General features: G+C 51.0%; 13 protein-coding genes and 1 pseudogene. 6 read left to right on the forward strand and 8 right to left on the reverse strand.

Features of this window, described 5'->3' with window-relative positions; translation table 11 throughout:
* The first annotated feature begins 120 nt into the window (after positions 1-120).
* Entirely contained in the window at positions 121-1,467 is a 1,347-nt protein-coding gene (locus ACEW81_RS06540) for an MFS transporter (RefSeq protein ID WP_373532166.1), read from the forward strand.
* Positions 1,468-1,721: 254 nt separating this feature from the next.
* Positions 1,722-3,281 (forward strand): esterase/lipase family protein, encoded by a 1,560-nt coding sequence (locus ACEW81_RS06545; protein ID WP_373532167.1) that lies wholly within the window; start codon positions 1,722-1,724, stop codon positions 3,279-3,281.
* Between the two features lie 64 nt (positions 3,282-3,345).
* On the opposite strand, the gene rsmH is transcribed toward ACEW81_RS06545, so the two are convergent.
* Positions 3,346-4,311 carry a 16S rRNA (cytosine(1402)-N(4))-methyltransferase RsmH gene (rsmH, locus tag ACEW81_RS06550; protein ID WP_373532168.1) on the reverse strand — a complete coding sequence of 322 codons (966 nt, stop codon included), beginning with the start codon at positions 4,309-4,311 and terminating at the stop codon, positions 3,346-3,348.
* Between the two features lie 92 nt (positions 4,312-4,403).
* Here rsmH and ACEW81_RS06555 point away from each other — a divergent pair, with 92 nt between their 5' ends.
* Positions 4,404-4,580: a hypothetical protein gene (locus tag ACEW81_RS06555; RefSeq protein WP_373532169.1), complete on the forward strand. Its 177-nt coding sequence runs from the start codon at positions 4,404-4,406 to the stop codon at positions 4,578-4,580.
* Here the strand turns inward: ACEW81_RS06555 and ACEW81_RS06560 are convergent.
* From ACEW81_RS06560 to leuS, 3 genes are all read right to left on the reverse strand, one after another.
* Positions 4,559-5,953: an ankyrin repeat domain-containing protein gene (locus tag ACEW81_RS06560; RefSeq protein ID WP_373532170.1), complete on the reverse strand. Its 1,395-nt coding sequence runs from the start codon at positions 5,951-5,953 to the stop codon at positions 4,559-4,561. The genes ACEW81_RS06555 and ACEW81_RS06560 overlap by 22 nt on opposite strands.
* The gene (locus ACEW81_RS06565) at positions 5,953-6,204 is read right to left on the reverse strand and encodes a hypothetical protein (RefSeq protein ID WP_373532171.1); all 252 of its coding nucleotides are present in this window, start codon (positions 6,202-6,204) and stop codon (positions 5,953-5,955) included. Before ACEW81_RS06565 ends, ACEW81_RS06560 begins: the two co-directional genes overlap by 1 nt.
* A 99-nt stretch (positions 6,205-6,303) precedes the next feature.
* On the reverse strand, positions 6,304-8,802 hold the full coding sequence (gene leuS, locus ACEW81_RS06570; protein WP_373532172.1) for a leucine--tRNA ligase: 2,499 nt from the start codon (positions 8,800-8,802) through the stop codon (positions 6,304-6,306).
* Between the two features lie 137 nt (positions 8,803-8,939).
* Between leuS and ACEW81_RS06575 the strand changes: the two genes are divergently transcribed.
* Complete coding sequence (locus ACEW81_RS06575) at positions 8,940-10,694, forward strand: tetratricopeptide repeat protein (protein ID WP_373532173.1); 1,755 nt, start codon at positions 8,940-8,942, stop codon at positions 10,692-10,694.
* A gap of 23 nt (positions 10,695-10,717) precedes the next feature.
* Here the strand turns inward: ACEW81_RS06575 and ACEW81_RS06580 are convergent, their stop codons facing one another.
* The 4 genes from ACEW81_RS06580 to ACEW81_RS06595 all read right to left on the reverse strand — a co-directional run bounded on the left by ACEW81_RS06580 (position 10,718) and on the right by ACEW81_RS06595 (position 15,144).
* Positions 10,718-11,620 carry a prephenate dehydrogenase gene (locus ACEW81_RS06580; protein WP_373532174.1) on the reverse strand — a complete coding sequence of 301 codons (903 nt, stop codon included), beginning with the start codon at positions 11,618-11,620 and terminating at the stop codon, positions 10,718-10,720.
* 20 nt (positions 11,621-11,640) lie between these two features.
* Positions 11,641-12,279 (reverse strand): dCTP deaminase, encoded by a 639-nt coding sequence (gene dcd, locus ACEW81_RS06585; protein ID WP_373532175.1) that lies wholly within the window; start codon positions 12,277-12,279, stop codon positions 11,641-11,643.
* Positions 12,280-12,303: 24 nt separating this feature from the next.
* Positions 12,304-13,581 (reverse strand): hypothetical protein, encoded by a 1,278-nt coding sequence (locus ACEW81_RS06590; protein ID WP_373532176.1) that lies wholly within the window; start codon positions 13,579-13,581, stop codon positions 12,304-12,306.
* A 213-nt stretch (positions 13,582-13,794) separates the two neighbouring features.
* Positions 13,795-15,144, reverse strand: coding sequence for a bifunctional folylpolyglutamate synthase/dihydrofolate synthase (locus ACEW81_RS06595; RefSeq protein ID WP_373532177.1), 1,350 nt, complete (start codon positions 15,142-15,144; stop codon positions 13,795-13,797).
* A 251-nt stretch (positions 15,145-15,395) separates the two neighbouring features.
* On the opposite strand from ACEW81_RS06595, the pseudogene ACEW81_RS06600 reads away from it, so the two are divergent.
* Together ACEW81_RS06600 and ACEW81_RS06605 are read left to right on the forward strand one after the other, a co-directional pair.
* Positions 15,396-16,673: pseudogene (locus tag ACEW81_RS06600) on the forward strand (NupC/NupG family nucleoside CNT transporter); the annotation flags it as partial.
* 443 nt (positions 16,674-17,116) lie between these two features.
* A complete protein-coding gene (locus tag ACEW81_RS06605) occupies positions 17,117-17,506 on the forward strand; it encodes a hypothetical protein (RefSeq protein ID WP_373532178.1) in 390 nt (129 codons plus the stop codon).
* Positions 17,507-17,509: the final 3 nt, after the last annotated feature.

Consider the following 17,509-nt stretch of genomic DNA (forward strand, 5'->3'; position numbering starts at 1 on the left):
TTTGCCCGAGGCCGGATTGAGGATGTTGACCAATATTACGCAATCGTCATAATCTGGAAAATTCAACGGAATTAGGGAAGCGTTTGCATTAATCGTTAAGACACTGGGAGTTCTCTGGGAATGTCAGGTATTGAAAACTTGCGGGAACCGGATTCAAAACCGGAAAAAACAGGTGCAAAAACCCACTGGTTAGCGGGCATTAGCCGCTATCACCTCATGGTTTTTGTGGGTTGCTGGCTGGGCGGTATTTTTGATGGCATGGATTCTACGCTGATGTCGGTGGCCATGCCCACCGCCATTGCAGAATTAACGGGCAGTACGGCCAAAAGCGTGGTAGGCCCCATTGCCTCCTATGTCACCAGTATTTTTTTACTGGGCTGGATGGCTGGGGGCATTTTGTTTGGCGTCATCGGCGATAAATTGGGGCGAGTGCGCTCCATGATTTTTTCAATTTTGCTTTACGCCACTTTTACAGGGCTGGCCGGGCTAACCCAAAGCTGGGAGCAACTGGCCGTTTGCCGATTTTTAACCGGCCTTGGCATTGGTGGAGAACTGGTCAGCATTTCCACCTTTCTGGCCGAGGTATGGCCCGCCCGCTCCAGAGCCATCGCCATTGGGGTGCTGATTACTTCGTATCAGGCGGGGGTTTTCATTGCGGGATCAATCAATACCGTTTTTCAGGACTGGCGAACCGCGTTCTGGATAGGCGCTTTACCCGCCCTGTTGGTCATTTTTCTGCGGTTAACCCTGAAAGAATCGGACCGCTGGATGGAAGCCAAGGAGCGTAGCCTGAAAACCAAGCAACCCCCTTCCCACTTTCAGACATTGTTTCAGCCCAGCCATACCAAAAGCCTGATTATTGGCAGTGTGGCCTTTGGGGGATTACTGGTTGGCTACTGGGCCTCCCTGGCCTGGATTCCTTTATGGATACAGGATTTATTGCAAACCAGCGGCACCGGGCAAGAACGAGGCATCGCCACCATGTACCAGGGCCTGGCTGCCGTGCTTGGATGCGCTATGGCAGGCTTTCTGTCGGATTGGATTGGCCGCCGGGGAACCATTATAGGGGCATCTTTAGGTTGTTTGATGGCATCCGCCCTTCTGTTTTTAGGCAATACAGCGTTTACCCCTGCGGTTTACTGGCAAGTGGCCTTGCTGGGCTATTTTATTGGGGTCATGCAATCGGTGATGTATATCTATTTGCCAGAACTGTTCCCCACCCTGATTCGGGCCTCCGCCACCGGTTTTTGCTTAAATGTAGGTCGCCTGACCACGGCCATTGCTGTTTTTTATGTGGGGGACTTAATCCGAATGATCGATCAACAGAACCTGGCCGCCAGCATTTTTGCCAGCCCAAAGCTGTCTGATTACGGCGTGGCAGCGTTTTTGTTTGCACTTGCCTATCTTGGCTCAGTAGTCGCGGCCTTTTTTGGAACTGAGACACAGGGAAAACCACTGCCCGAGTAAGTAAAACAATCTACACACAGCGAAAACAAAGAAGAAAAAGCCAATTGATTGTTTTTAATTCCAAAAAAGCTTGAACTTAAAGTCAAAATATCTTAATATGATCTTAATAACTAGACCATTCGGTTGGCGCGCCTGCTTTAAAATCTGATTACAATGAAAACAGGATTCTATAAGTTTCAAACGCCCGCATCAGTGAGCTTAGGCCAGTCCAATATTCACTTTAAGGTTCCTTCAGAAACAGTAGGTGTTTTAGCTTGGCTTCTAAATTGTATTGTTCTAAACGTGGTGGTGTGGCTTTATTTTTAGCCGGACTACTGCAATGGTCGCTGGTTTCAACCTTGGCCCCCGCACCCGCTTTTGCCCAGCGAGCCTATCCCGCAACCAGCTCAAAAGCCAGCATTGCTCAAACGGGCCAAACCATCCAATCCTATGGCAGGGCCGTCAAAAGCGGACTGGAAGCTCATGACAAGTCTCCCTTAAACAACCGCATGCCATTGATACTCATTCATGGCATTGGAGCCTCAGCCAGCACCGAATTCAACTGGGAGCGCTTTCTGGATTTCACCAAAAAAGACAAAGCCCTGATGGGGCGCTACAAAATTTATCTGTACCACTACGATAGCAGCCGAAGCGTACCCGCCATTAGCCAAAATCTACAACAGACCCTAAAAAACTTTATCCAGCTGCTGGGCCATAAACCCATTAAAATTGTAGCCTACAGCGAAGGCGGCTTACTAACCCGCAACGCGGTGCAAGACCCTTATCTGGATCAATACATTGATGAAGTCATCACCATTGCCACCCCCTTTCACGGCTCTCCACTGGCCAACCCTGAATGGATAAGGCAACAGGTAAAAACAGAGTCTCGGGTTTCCTTGTTACGAATGAGCCAACGACTGGCCTATAACATCACAGGCCGTCTCTATCCCAGTTTCAAGGAAGATTTTGAGTGGGATAACTTTGATGGGGCCATTCCCAGCGAGCAATACGCTGCTCATCACAAAAAAACCACGCCCACCGATTACGCCTTAGCCCACAAACAAAGGTTTGTAACCTATGGCAGCTACTTTGGCATTGAAGTGGATCCGGCCATTTTACAGCACCAGTTGGGGGTTAAAACCAAACTACCCAAAGAAAAACTGATTTTTGCCAACCTGTTCCGCCGTAACGTCCTGTTTTCGGTGGTTCGGCACAACATTGCCAAACTGCCACTGGCCATTATCCCCATCATCAAGCCCGATAGCAAAGTCAGAACAACCCCATTGCCAACACCAGAAATCACCCCGCCACTGGTGCAAGCCACCCTGCAGGAGTCAGACTCTACTGTTAAAATCGCCCATGCGCTGTTGCCCATTAGCAGTATGGAAACCGAATTGCTCAGTTTGCCAGATGGCCCGGTGGTCTTTGAGCCGGGAAACACGGCAAAGCCTTCTGGGCAATTGGCCCAAGCCAGCGCATTAATTGCCACCGCCCAGATACGTCAGGTACAAACCCTTCAGCAGCAGGCCCCCGCCAGCGTGCCGGTGGTTTCCATGATGATGTTTAATGATGGCATTAGCCCCATTAGCAGTACCCTATGGCTTGGACGATACATGCCGGTTTCCAACGGGGCGGCTGTTTCGGTGGAAAAACTATGGGATACGCTGAGAAAACTGAAGGGCAACCATAACACCCGACTCTTTGCCGGAATGGACCATCGCAACTGGATGGATGGCACCACCCGCACCGGAGAAAGCGAAATTCAGGACCTGCTGAACCCGGACGAGCCCCCAAGAACCATCTTCGCCTGGATTGTCTACGATTTAATGAGCTAATCCTGAGTCATCAGCCCCAAAACTTTGATGCCTCTATTTGCAAGCTCGGGCTTTGCCATGCGCCTCAAACCCGAATGGCCACGCGTAACTTGGCGCTACGGGAACGGGGATTCATCTTGATTTCAGCATCCGTGGCCTCAATGGGCTGGCCTTTGGGCAGCTTAAGGGTGGCCTGATGATGGCATTGGCAAATGGGCAGCCGAGGGGGGCAAATGCAATTTTTGCTTTCGGTTTTGAAAAAATCCTTGATAATGCGATCTTCCAGAGAATGAAAGCTGATGATTAAAATTTTGGCCCCCGGCGCCAGCAAGGGCGGTAAGCTTTGCAGAAAACGCTGTAAACTGCCCAATTCATCATTCACTTCAATGCGTAAGGCCTGAAACACACGGGTGGCCGGGTGAATTTTTTCATGTTTACCCACCCGCTTGTACTGACTGGCGATAAAATTGGCCAAGGCCAAGGTGGTTTCAAAAGGTTGGGCCTTACGATGAATTACAATTTCACGGGCCAGGGTTTTAGACATGTGCTCTTCCCCGTATTCCGAAAAAATACGCAGCAAGTCCGCTTCGCTGTAGGTGTTAATGACCTCGGCGGCGGTTAAGGCGCTGTCCGGGTTCATTCGCATATCCAGCGCCGCCTGTTTGCTAAAGCTGAAGCCCCGTTCCGCCTGATCCAGCTGCATGGAAGACACCCCGATATCCGCCAGAACGCCCCCCGTAATGGGCAAGCCCTGCGCTGGCATTAACCGGGCTATTTCCGAAAAATTTCCCGCCACCGGCTGAAAAGCGCTCCCAAAGCGTAAGAGCCGATCCGTCGCCATTTTTAAAGCGGCAGGATCCTGATCAATACCAAACAACCGCCCATCTACGCCCAAACGCTCTAAAATGGCTTCAGAATGACCGCCCGCCCCCAGGGTGGCATCCACATAAACACGGCCCGCTTCTGGGCTCAAGGCATCCAGAACGGCATTGAGTAAAACCGGGATATGCAGGGGGCGATCACTGGGAGGGAGATTTAGATGTTGAGACACAATAATCCACCGGATTCAGGATGGGAAAGCAGCGCTAAAAAGGCTATAGTCCACTATAGAATGGCAAAGCGTGAAAAGATAGAGGCTGGTCCTTGGCTCGTATTCTGGACAATATGAATGGCAGGCGAATGATTCGGCTCAGCCCGGATGACGTGCTGAACGTGGTGAGCCTTTACCAGCAACAACTGTATGGGCTGGAACAACGAGATTATCAAAGCATCCAGACCCGCTTGCGACAAACCGATTTTTATTTACCAGAAGAAGTGTGAGCCTGTTTTTGTTGTTTTTCAGCCTGGGCAAGCAGCGTAATCATTTCCTGATTGCCTAACTGCTTGGCCATATCCAGCGGGGTCAGGCCATTTTCCCCGCCCTCCAAAATAAATTCTCCGGGCAAATTGAGCCTTTCGCCCTTCAAGGCGGTAACATCCACTTTGGCCCCTGCGCTTGTTAACAGCTTAGCCACTGCCAAGTTACCAGCCAGCACTGCAAAATGTAGAGGCGTACAGTGGCTTCCAGAAGCACTATTGCTGTGAGTTCGGGCGTTGACATCGGCTCCCACGGAGATTAAAAGGGCCGTACTCTCTGCCGGATGATGGGTGGCCAGGTGCAAAGGCGTCTGGCCCTCATCATCCTGGGCGTTAATATCAGCGCCAGCGGCAATCAACAACCTCATATTGTCAGGCTCGGCGATGAGGGCGTGTAAGCAGGTTTGATTGTGATTACGAACAGGCCTTGCATGAACATCAGCGCCTGCCGCAAGCAAGGCTTTGATGTAAGCGGCTGGAGCGCCCGTTCTACAGAGAAGCTCCCTTTTAGTCGCCTCTGAGAGCTTCGTCTCATAATGTTTTCTAACACTCTGATTCAGGAGCCATTGCGCACCAAACTGCTTTCTGATTGTTTTTTGCTGAGAGGGGGTCAGACTATTTTCGGTAGCCGCAAGCAGGGCTTTAATCATATCCTTTTGCCCATAATGTTTCGCATAATCCAAGGCAGAAAATCCCACTTTATCCCGAACCCAGGCAAGCTCTTTGGTTTTGGCGTTTTTTTGAACCACGCTGGCCCCTTTGTTCAACAAGGCATGGGCGGCTTCAGCATCTCCCACCATCAATGCAATCATTAAAGGCGTTCTGCCTAAGCGATCCGAGGCATTGGGCTGATGAAAAAATGGACTGTTGATAACACTAAATACAGATTTATGAAAGCCCTGTGGCTCATTGGAGATCAGCTTGGATACCAAAGGCGTCCCCTGCCCGTCTTTCGCATTGGGATCGGCGCCCATTTTAAAATAAGCGCTCAAAGTCTCCGTCAACAATAAACTCGCCCGTTGCAATGTTTTTAAATATCTTTGCTGCGATTGTGACTGGAGTCGTTGCCAGCGATTCCACTTTACAGAGTCAGAAATATCACTCCGATTAATCTCATGCGCTTTCGCCTGATGCATAAAATCCTGCTCTTGAACATTGTCCAGGGTGGACGCTCTAAAGGCGTCCACATAATCATGACTCAGCATCGGGCGATTTAAAAACACAAGCTCTAAAGCCAAATCTCGTCGATTGATTTTATCGGCCAACACTTGCTTAAACAGATAATCTCGAACAGTTTGTGACACAAAAGGTTGTGCGGAAGGAGATAAACCGGTCATTAAAAATAGTCCTTGGTTATCATGAAACGATTGTTCACTTTTACTTTTAGGGCGGTAGCGCCAACCGGCACCTCAGGCACCAGCTCAGCTTCCAAAGGGTTTGCGGCCTCCAGCTTCAAAATCAAGCAAGCCAAAATGAACGGCAGGCTAAATTTCAGGAGGCAAAAACGGCTGGTTTCGCCTGTTTTGATTTTGGTGAATCGGGATTGTGCTGAGCGCTGAAAGGGAAAGCAGGGCAACTCCGTAAACATGCTTATCATTCTGACTGACACTTTTTCAAGTTACACAGAATGAAAACCATGAAGCGCTTTTTATTGCGGTGTTCTGCTTAAAGCAGGGAAATTACTTACTTATTTCACCACGATGTTTACCAGTTTGTTGGGCACCACAATCACTTTAACAATTTGCTGATCGCCAATTTGCTGAATGACCTTAGGGCGCTCACGGGCCAAATCTTCCAGTTCCTTTTGGGTTAAACCATTGGCCACTGTAAACTTGTCCCGTATTTTGCCATTAATCTGCACCACCACTTCCACCATGTCAGACTGAGTGGCCACCGCATCCCAGGCAGGCCAGCTCTGGGTGTACAAGGCATCGTTACCGCCCGATAATGCCCAAAGTTCCTGAGCCATGTGTGGCGTAATGGGGGCCAGCACTTTCAGCAGGCTGGCGATGGCATGGCTGTAAACAGGCTCTGGTTCATTGCCTGCCTTGTATTTAGCCAGATAATTCACAAATTCACGAATTTTACTAATCACCGTATTAAACTGAAAGTGGGTTTCAATATCGGTGGTAATGCCGCCAATGGTTCGGTTGGTCCACTGAAACAGCTCACGGGTGTCCCCGGTCATATCCTCGTAAGCGGGCAATGGCAAATTAAAATGAATGGCATTCTGATTTTCGGTGACACACCGCCAAACCCGGCACAAGAACTTATAACAGCCTTCTACCGCGGATTCCTTCCAGTCAAAATCCGCTTGGGGAGGAGAATCGCTCAGAATGAAAAACCGGGCGGTATCGGCGCCGAATTCCTGAAAAATGGCATCCGGGTCCACAATGTTCCCCTTGGATTTGCTCATTTTAGAGCCATCCTTCAGCACCATGCCTTGGGTCAGCAGGTTTTTGAACGGCTCGTCCTGCTCGGTCCAGCCGCTGTCGCTCAGGGCCATCATAAAGAACCGGCTGTACATCAAGTGCAAAATGGCATGCTCAATGCCGCCCACATACTGATCCACCGGCATCCACTGATGAATCAACTGCGGCTCAAACGGCTTGGTTTCATTGTGCGGATCGATATAGCGCAGGTAGTACCAGGAGCTGTCCACAAAGGTATCCATGGTATCGGTTTCCCGCTTACCCATTTGGCCGCACTTGGGACAAGGCGCATGCTTAAAGGAGCTGGAAGTGGCCACTGGCGAGACGCCCTTCACCGAAAAATCCACATCCTTAGGCAAGCGCACCGGTAAATCTTCATCCAGCACCGGCACGGTGCCGCATTTTTCGCAATAGATAATAGGAATGGGCGTTCCCCAATATCGTTGCCGAGAAACCAGCCAGTCTCTGAGGCGGTATTGAATTTTTTGCTTGCCAAACTTTTTATCCTGAGCCAGCAAGGTTATTTTTTCCTTGGCCATTTCGCTGTCCAGGCCAGTAAACTCACCCGAGCTCACCAAAACACCGGCATCCGTATAAGCTTCCTGTAAGGGCTGATTGGGATTGGCGGGGTTCTCAATCACCCGCTTCATGGGCAACTGAAACTTTTGGGCAAACTCAAAATCCCGTTCATCGTGGGCCGGAACTGCCATGACCGCACCCGTACCATACTCCATCAAGACATAGTCAGACACCCAAATCGGCACCAGCTCGCCGTTATAGGGGTTAACCGCATTGATCCCCAGCGAAACCCCGGTTTTTTCCTTATCGCTGGCAGTCCGATCCATCTCGCTTTTCAGCTTGGTGGTTTCGGTGTACTGATCCACCGATTCCCGGTAATCCTCGCTCACCAGCAGCTCCACCAAAGGATGCTCGGGTGCCAATACCATGTAGGTGACCCCAAAAATGGTATCCGGGCGGGTGGTAAACACCGGAATGCGAATATCCCGGCCTTCTACCTTAAATTCCACCTCGGCGCCAATGGATTTGTTAATCCAGTTTTTCTGCATCAACAACACCCGCTCCGGCCAGCCCTTCAGGCTATCCAGATTTTTCAGCAGGCGATCGGCGTATTCGGTGGTTTTAAAGAACCACTGGTTCAGCTTTTTCTTGGTCACCAGAGAGTCATCTCGCCAGCAACGCCCGTCAATGACCTGCTCGTTGGCCAATACGGTATGGCACTGCTCGCACCAGTTCACCGGCGCTTCTTTTTTATAAGCCAAGCCCCGTTTGTACAGGTACAGAAACATCCACTGGGTCCACTTGTAGTAGTCTTCCTTGCAGGTGGCCACTTCCCGGTCCCAATCCACGGCCAGGCCCAGCTGCTTGAGCTGCTTGCGCATGTACTCAATGTTGCTCATGGTCCACTCGGCCGGGGGAATGTTATTTTGAATGGCGGCGTTCTCGGCGGGTAAACCAAAGCTGTCCCAGCCCATGGGGTGCAGCACGTTGAAACCATGCATACGCTTAAAGCGGGCGATTACATCGGTGATGGTATAATTGCGAACGTGGCCCATATGCAAACGGCCAGAAGGATAGGGAAACATGGACAGGGCGTAATACTTGGGCTGATGGGTTTCATCGATATCGGTTCTGTAAAGACCGCACTCTTCCCATTGTTTTTGCCATTTGGCCTCAATGGCTTGCGGCTGATAGCTGGCAATCTGTAAAATAGACTTCTCGCTAGATATTTCCATAATCCCATCCGTACTCATTCAATTGTGTTCTATTATAACCAAAGACAGCCCGCCCCGATAGCACCAAGGGGCATCCCTCAGCACCAAGCCCCCAAAGAGGAGTCTCAATGAGGCGGAATCGCAATGAAGGAATCCCAATGAACGGACTTTCCGGCCACCGAGTTCAACGCACGTTTCTCTGCTTATTGGCGTTGGGGTGTTTGCTCTCTCCTCAGGGCGCATGGTCGGCAGAAAACCTGGAAGCCTTAATCACTCAGGGCAACCTGGCCGCTGAACAGCAGAATTTCAGCGCCGCCATTCAGGCTTATGAAAAGGCCATTCAAATCGCCCCGCAGGAGAAAACACTCAAAAACAATTTGGCGGTACTTTACGCCAACCACGCCGTTGGCCTGCAAGACCAAAAAAAGTACGATCAAGCCTTTCAATATCTGGATAAAGCCACCGCTATTGCGGTTCCCGGCTCCGCTTCAGCCAAAAACATTCAGGGGGCCAGAGCCAGCCTTTATTTCTCTCAGGCCATGGATTTGAAAGAAAACAACGCCAACCCCACCCCCGCCGATTACCAGAACATACGAGCCTTACTGAATCAGGCCTTGGCCTTAGGCCCGGATGAACTGGCTTTTAAAAAAGGCCTGGCTGGCACCTATCTGGATGAGGCCTATCAGCTGGCCGTTCAGGAAAAATTCACCGAAGCCGCACCCCTGCTGGAAAAAGCGCTGAGCTATGACCCCAAAAACCCAGCCATCAAGCAATCCCTGGCCAATGTGTATTTGGGGCTGGGGCGAAATGACGCCGCCAACCGAAAAAACTGGATCGACAAGGCACTGGCCATGGATCACTCCCCTAAAATCCAGCAAGTGGCCGACCGCCTATTGGCCATAGACAGCCCCAGCGCTTCGGCTCAGGGCAAAGGCGGGTTCGCCGCTAATCCCAGTGAAGCCAGAGGCAAAGCGCCCAAAGCCATTTCTCGCTTATCGGTGGCCGATATGTTGCGAGACATGGAATCTCAGCTACAAATAACGCCGCCCAAAAACGCCACTTTCGATGACCGATTGGCCACCCTGGAAACCCAGGTTTTGGGGAAACCGGAAGTGGGCGCCATGGCCATTCGCGCCAAAACTGTTTACACCGCCCTGATGGGGGAGAGTGACGGTCTTCAGGATCAATCCAGTATTGATACGCCCCAAGCCCCGGCCATGGATAGTCAAAATAGCTATCTGGATGAAATTTTTAAGGTGACTGACGGCAAAGTGGTGCGTTGGGGCCGATTTCCGCTGCGGGTTTATTTTGAAGAACCCAAGGAAAATCCGCTGTACAAGGCCGAATACAAAGAAGCCGCCCTGAAAGGCTTTGAGGTGTGGAAAGATCACACCGATGGCTACGTTAAATTTCTGGAAATCAAAAATCCGCAAGCCGCCGATGTGGTGGTAAACTGGACGGCGGCTTACGTGGATCGCTTTGCGGACCCGGAAACAGTGTCTTCTGTTTACAAAACCTACACACCGCCCAAACGCAGCCGGTTGTTAACCGTGGTGCAAATGGCCTCTGCCTTTGCCCCCGGCTATTTTTCTCTGGTGCCGCAAGCCGCCGCCGCCGGGTTGCAATATCAGCAGTATAAAAAACTGGCCATTCTGCAAGAGGAATCCAAAATTTATTTGGGCTTAAACCCCACCCAAACCCTGGCCCCAGATGCCGCCAAAATGCTGATTCAAAACATGGCCGCTAAAGAATTCGGCCATGCGCTGGGCCTGAAGGGAAGCAGTCCGCAGCAGGGCGATTTACTGTATCCCGAATTGCGTTCCGATGCGCCCCAAATACCCACCTATCGGGATTTAACCACCTTGCGAGAACTTTATAATCGCACGCCCAATATTATTTTGAACGTGAATTAAAACGCACAATAAACAAAATTCAGCTAAAGCAAAGGCAAGCCAGAACGGTTGGCCTGTAAGCCCAAAAACTGGCCGTGCATTTCATTGGCCCGATCAAACCAGACTTTTAGGCCCTCAGCGTTGCCTTCCCGCAACAGGGGCAATGCCTCATCAATCACCGCTCGCAAGCCCAGCAACGCTGTTTCCAGATGTTCAGCGTTTTGGTATAAAATATCGCCCCACATGGGGTAGGGACTGGCCGCCAAACGCAACTGATCATCCAGCCCCGCCCCATGGTAAGCCATCAGGCGTCCCGGCTCGTTGCGATCCAACAGTTGGGTTAACATCACCGCGTACAATTGCGGCAAATGGCTGACATAGGCCATGTAGCGATCATGCGTTTCAGCGTCAATCAACTTGGGATGAGCCCCCAAGGCCCGCACAAAGGTTTGCAGGTTAGCCAGCAACTGCGGATCGCTTTGCTCATGCGGGCAAAGCAAATAGGACTTTCCGGCAAAGAGTAAGGGGGTGGCATGCGTAATACCCGAAAATTCCTTACCCGCCATGGGATGACCGGCCAAAAACTGGGTGGGCAACAAGGTTTGCCCTAAAGCCCCAATTTTTTGCTTGCAGCTGCCAATATCCGTTACCCAGATATTTCGGCCCTGAATGCAAGGAGCCAACTGCCGCAATACCTCTAAAGCGGGTGTGACATGGCAGGCAATAACAATGAGCTGATTATCCTCAAAGTGTTCCGGCAAGGTGAGAGCGGCCTGATCAATAATGTGATGCCTGAGGGCAAACTGCAGGCTTTCCGACTGTGGATCAATTCCGCAAACCTGCCAATGGGGAAAGCGCTCTTTAGCGGCCATGGCCATAGAGCCGCCAATCAGGCCCAGCCCAATTACGGTTAAGCGTTCAAACGGCAGTGTTGGCATTGTTTCCATGATGGCAGAAACCAGCTCCCTTATCGGTAACTGTGTTGTTTTTGGGCTTCCCGAATGCGGCTGTATTCAGGGTCTTTAAAAAACGCGGAAGACGCGGTGCTGGTTTTGCCACTGTACTTGGTATAACGCTTCTTCCCATAGGGCAAGTTCGTGGTGGTGCTGAGGAAAAAGCAAATTTGAGAAATCCGCACACCCGGATACAAGGGCAAGGGAATATTACTGACATTAGACAGTTCAAAGGTTAAAGCGCCCCGAAAACCGGGATCCACAAAACCCGCCGTGGCGTGAATTTGCAAGCCCAAGCGCCCCCAGGTGCTACGGCCTTCCAGCCGGGCGGCCAAGTCCAGCGGCACTTTTACATATTCCAAAGTAGAGGCCAAGGCGAATTCACCGGGATGCAAAATAAAAGGCTCGGTGGGCTTTACCTTGACATGTTGCATATGCTTTTGCACGTCCCGACTCAGGGCCTCGGGGTCTTTCATCAGGTCCATATGGGTTAAATTGGTGCGGGCCATTACCTGAAAATCGGTACCCAGCCGAAGGTCTACCGAGGTGGGACCAAACTGTTCTTCCGGTTTTAAAAGGGGGGTAATAATAATGCGACGCTCAGGATCTGGATCAACCAGTCGTTCCAGGATTTGCGCTTCATTTAAAATCATGGGAAACCTCGCTCTTCTCGGTTCTTACTGGCCACACACCAAAACCCGGTGGATTTCCGAGGTTTCAATGGACTTACGCAGTAATTGATCCTGATAATTCAGTAATTCCATTACATTTTCAAAGCCTTCGCTGCGGCTCTCGTTTAAAATGGCGTACAACCAAACCGGGCCTCGCTCCATTTTATGCAACCACCCGGCATTCACAATTTCTTTGGGGCTGTGCGGATATTCGGTCAACATGGCCAAAGGCTCATAAATAGAGAAATCGGCCTTTTCCCGGTTTTTGGCCAAATTTTCAGCCACTTCTGCCAGCGGATAAAGCGCAGTGCTACTTAGCAAAATACCCTGACTCAGCCTGTCTTGCAGTTGAATGGCCCGCTGCATATTTTTTTCACTAAAAGCGTATTTTGCGGGAATCATTTTTTCCACCGCCCGAAATACAACGGCCAGGGTGTCTTCGGTCAAAGGCTCCAGCGGGCTACCATTTTCGGGCTTGGAACGCTCACACGCCTCATGCAAAATTACCAGATTTTTGTGGGTGAAGTTTTGATGGTTTAACCCAAAAAACAAGGCGGGTTCAATCACCCGTAAAAAAGCCGCATCCTGAGTCAAAAACGCCTCGGATAAAGCCTGAAAATAATAGGCAGGCCCCAGCAAACGCAAGTTAATGGCATGCTGAATCAGGGCATCCGCGGTCGATTCATCCAAAGCGCCCGCCGCCAGTTTTTTGTGGCCTTTCACCAAATCCAGCTTCAGAGACTCCAGCGACGAAGCGCTCTCCAGCAAAAAGCCGCTATACGCTTTGCTTAAGCTCACCCAGGCCAACGGATTGTTTTTTTGCAAAACAGACAAGGAATCAATCAGCACGTTGGGCAAACCGGGCAAACCCGAAAGCGCGCAACCTTCCGCACGGAGAAACACGGAATGCTCGCCCGCCTGCTTCAGCAAATCCAGCGGCAAAACATCCTTCAAAAACAAATGGGTTTCAGAAACCACCGTTAATTCTTTCAAGCGGCACGCAATCTGGCTAAGGGCGCTTAAACGGGTATACGTGGTTTCAATCAAAGCTTCGCAACCAAGGGCTGACGGTTTGCCACTGCCGGATTCTGAAAAAAGCCCGTTCAACACGCTTTTTTGAGACAAAAACTGGTCTTCCAGCAACCGGGCTTGCTCGGTCAGGCTTTGATGCAACACCGGGGCGCTCTCATGAAGCTGGTTGGCGCACTCGTTCAATAACAACCGAAAACGGGCAATTCGCTCCACCAGTTCAAACACCATAAACTTGAGAAATGTTTTCTGCATCTTGCGTCTCTCTTCCTGCCCGATCGGTTCCGGCGGTTCTTGGCCAAAGGCTTACTTGAGCCGGCCCTGCTGACAAAGGACGTTTTTCGTTTACAAGGATACCCCGCCCCATGCCGCCTTCAATATAAGTAGTATAGGAGGCTGACAGGATTGCAAACAACCGACTACAACAAAATGTTATGTAAAGAATCTAATAGCCCGTGCCACCACCGGTCAAACTTTTTCCAAATTGCCCAGAATCTCCCCGGCGGTATATAACGATCCTGTCACCAGGCAAAGGGGGCGAGCCTCCGTGGCCCATTGATCCCGCAGCTGCATTAACCGCTCGCATCCGGCGGTGGGGGTGAGCGCCTTTTCGATGGGGCAATCGGGGAATAACCTCTGTAGCAAGTCCATCAGCACTTGGGGAGGGTGATACAAATGCTCAGGGCTGGCCTGAGTTACCACCATTCCCAGCGGGGGCGGAAATTGGCGCAGCACATCCAGTAACGCCTCTGGAGGACGGTTATTACGAAGGCTAACCAGCCATAAGGTGGGTTCCTCCGGGAAATAGAGCCGCAAAGTGTCTGCCAAAGTACGAAAACCATCCTCATTGTGGGAGCCATCCAGTACCAAATGCTGCGTGGCAAAGTATTGAAAGCGAACCGGCCAATACACCCGCCGCAACCCTTCTTCCACCGCTGCCTGTGGGATGGCAAAACCTTGTTGGCGCAACTGATGCACACACGCCAGCACAATGGCCAAATTGTCGATTTGATAAGGCCCTAGCAAGGAGAGCCGGTAGGTAGAGCCGCTCTCGGCGTCGGTGACCAACAACCCTTCGGTAGGGTTGGACTGCGGACTGACGCTCAGGCGATCGGGCTGGGCCATAATCACAGGCGCTTCATGCAGCGCCGCTTTTTCAAGAATCACGGCAAGGGCAGTCTCATCCAGGCGCCCGCCCAGTACGACTGGCACCGCGTTTTTAATAATACCGGCCTTTTCTCCGGCAATGGCCGCTAAGGTATGGCCCAGGTGCTGCATATGGTCTTTGCCAATGGTGGTAATCACGCTCAGGTTAGGTTGCCGAACCACATTGGTGGAATCCAGCCGACCGCCCAGCCCGGTTTCAAACACGGTAATATCCACCCGTTTTTGCTTGAAAAAACGGTAGGCCATGACATTCAGAAACTCGAAATAGGTGGGCCAGTCTTCTCTGGGCCAGCCCAGGGTTTCCAAATGGTGCTTCAGGCTTTGTACCTCGTGCTGAAAGTCATCCGGCAAAATGGGATTGCCGTTAATGCCAATGCGCTCCCGAACCTGAATGAGGTGCGGACTGGTGAAGGAACCCACCTTCAGTCCTGCGGCCTTCAGGATAGAGGTGAGCATGGCCGTTACCGAGCCTTTTCCGTTGGTACCGGCAATATGAACCATGGGCAAGCTATCCTGGGGGTTATCCATGGTTTCCAGCAGCTTTTGAACCCGATCCAAACCCAGCTTCATAGCGGATACATCCAGCTGGTTCAAAAAGCCAACGGCTTGCGTCAGGGTTTCAATCTCTGAAACCGGGGTGGTTTGAGGCATGGGGGATCGTCCTGAGCATGATAATGAACACGAAATCAGGTTTATCATACTTAAAGTCACTAGTGTGAATCAAATCCGGCGTGAAGCAAACAGGCCAAACCAAATCTTCCCCAAAACAAAGAAACCCACTGCCGAGTTCGCCTGTTTTTGATATTTTAGGGAGCAGACTTGGCTTTTTATGAACGCAGCAATGCAACAAAATTCATGGCCCGGTTTTTAAATGGATACCGAATAAAAGGAACCCCGCTTTTATGAGCCAATTTACCGGGCTGGTTGGGATTTTCGCCCTGCTTTTGGTGGCCTACCTAATGAGCAACAATCGCAAGGCCATCAATTGGCGACTCATCGTGAGTGGGCTGGCCTTACAGGTTTTGCTGGCCGTGTTTTGCCTCAAGGTCAAAATCGGGCAAACCCTGTTTCATAACATCGGGCAAGGCATTGAAAAACTGCTCAGCTTTTCGGATGCCGGGGCCAGTTTTGTGTTTGGCTTTCTGGTCTCTCAGCCGGACAAGCTGAATCAGTTGTTTGGGCCGGGTGGCAGTTTTATTTTTGCCTTTAAACTGGTGCCCACCATCATTTTTGTGGCCACCCTGGTGAGTATTTGCTACCACCTGGGCGTTATGCAGCGACTGGTGAAGTGGGTGGCCTGGGGCGTCTATAAAATTATGGGGGCCAGCGGCTCTGAAGCGCTTTCTAACGCAGCCAGCATTTTTGTCGGGCAAATTGAAGCCCAGTTGCTGGTAAAACCTTATTTGGCCACCATGACCCGCTCTGAATTATTAGCGGTGATGGCAGGCAGCATGGCCTGTATCGCCGGGGGGGTGATGGCCGTTTATATTCAAATGGGCATTCCCGCTGAATTTTTGTTGACGGCCAGCCTGATGTCGGTTCCCGGCGCGCTGGTGATTGCCAAGCTGGTTTACCCGGAAACCGAGCAGTCCTTGACCCGGGGTCAGGTGGTGCTGGAAATCAAGACCGAAAGCGTGAACCTGATTGACGCAGCCTCCCGTGGTGCTGGGGAAGGGCTTAAAATTGGCCTGAACGTATGCGCCATGCTGATTGGCTTTATCGCCCTGATTAGCCTGGCTGATTTTGTGGTTGGCAAAATTGGGATCACTCTGGCCACTGCTGGACTCAATCTGGATGCCGTTGGACTGAATCTGAATCAACTGTCTCTAAATGGCCTACTGGGCACCGTGTTTTCTCTGGTGGCCATGGCCCTGGGTGTTCCGGTGCAAGACGCTAAATTTGTGGGCGGACTGATGGGTACTAAAATGGTGGTGAACGAGTTTGTGGCTTACGCTTCGCTGGCCCCGGCCATTGCCAATCAAACCCTCAGCCCTAAATCCTTGGCCATTGCCAGTGTGGCCCTATGTGGCTTTGCCAATTTCAGCTCCATTGCCATGCAAATTGGCGGCATTGGGCAAATGGCCCCTTCCCGCAAAAAAGATTTGGCGGAACTGGGCTTTAAAGCATTACTGTGCGGCACCATGGCCTCTTACGTTTCCAGCGCGCTGGCCGGTATTTTAACCGGACTGGACGGGGCTGGCAGCGATACCTGGATTGCCGGAGGCATTATGCTGGCCGCCATCTTACTGATTGTTATCGCCAAACGCCTCCCCGCGGGAGAAGTGGTCATTGCGGCCTCTGCTCAGCCCATATCGGGCAAAGTCAACGGAAAAACGCTGGAAAATATGCTCCCCTCCGGCTTGCCCCTCTACGATAAATCCGGTCAACCCCTTCGGGCCTCGGATCCCCTTTCCGACAAGCTGGCGCAACCCGCCAAGCGATAAATTAACGGAATAAAATTCGATACTCACATATCCTCGGTTTCCAAACCGGGGATATTTTTTGTATTTTCAGAAAAACAGGAAATACAAAAGATATAGCTGTTTTTATTCAAGCATATCCAATAGGCTGGTTTTTCTGACACTTGGCTGACACTTGAACGATACATAGCTTTAATCAGGAGATGATGATGGCAGTTTTATTTCCAACCCCCGTTGGCTACACCCTGAAGGCCAATAAACCCGCTGAGCTTTTGCAAGGTTTTTTAAATATCCAGAACGTGGAAAACTTACGCACCGGCCAACTCAGCAAGGCCAATCTGGATAGCTACAGCCAAAAGCAATTTGTGGCGGCTGATCCCAGTAGTGCTATTGCCAGCTATTTAAGGCAAAACTTTGAGGCCATCGCCAAGCTGGATGGCAATGCCACATCCATTAGTAGCGATGATCTGGTTCAAATTCGTCAGGGAATGCCTACCCCACCCCCGGTTACCAACCCACAGCAAACCATGTTGCAATTTATCCTGCAAATTCTGCAGCTTTTTCTGGGCGGGCTCACTCCCGGCAATCGGTAATTC

Origin of the sequence: Vampirovibrio sp., assembly GCF_041737375.1 — a bacterium.
Classification (GTDB): Bacteria; Cyanobacteriota; Vampirovibrionia; order Vampirovibrionales; family Vampirovibrionaceae; genus Vampirovibrio.

Bases quoted from the DNA above. Each gene is read 5' to 3' on its own strand.
- ACEW81_RS06540 (WP_373532166.1), top strand. From the start codon at position 121: ATGTCAGGTATTGAAAACTTGCGGGAACCGGATTCAAAACCGGAAAAA.
- ACEW81_RS06560 (WP_373532170.1), bottom strand. From the start codon at position 5,953: ATGACCGGTTTATCTCCTTCCGCACAACCTTTTGTGTCACAAACTGTT.
- ACEW81_RS06565 (WP_373532171.1), bottom strand. From the start codon at position 6,204: ATGTTTACGGAGTTGCCCTGCTTTCCCTTTCAGCGCTCAGCACAATCC.
- leuS (WP_373532172.1), bottom strand. From the start codon at position 8,802: ATGGAAATATCTAGCGAGAAGTCTATTTTACAGATTGCCAGCTATCAG.
- ACEW81_RS06575 (WP_373532173.1), top strand. From the start codon at position 8,940: ATGAACGGACTTTCCGGCCACCGAGTTCAACGCACGTTTCTCTGCTTA.
- ACEW81_RS06580 (WP_373532174.1), bottom strand. From the start codon at position 11,620: ATGGAAACAATGCCAACACTGCCGTTTGAACGCTTAACCGTAATTGGG.
- dcd (WP_373532175.1), bottom strand. From the start codon at position 12,279: ATGATTTTAAATGAAGCGCAAATCCTGGAACGACTGGTTGATCCAGAT.
- ACEW81_RS06590 (WP_373532176.1), bottom strand. From the start codon at position 13,581: ATGCAGAAAACATTTCTCAAGTTTATGGTGTTTGAACTGGTGGAGCGA.
- ACEW81_RS06595 (WP_373532177.1), bottom strand. From the start codon at position 15,144: ATGCCTCAAACCACCCCGGTTTCAGAGATTGAAACCCTGACGCAAGCC.
- ACEW81_RS06605 (WP_373532178.1), top strand. From the start codon at position 17,117: ATGATGATGGCAGTTTTATTTCCAACCCCCGTTGGCTACACCCTGAAG.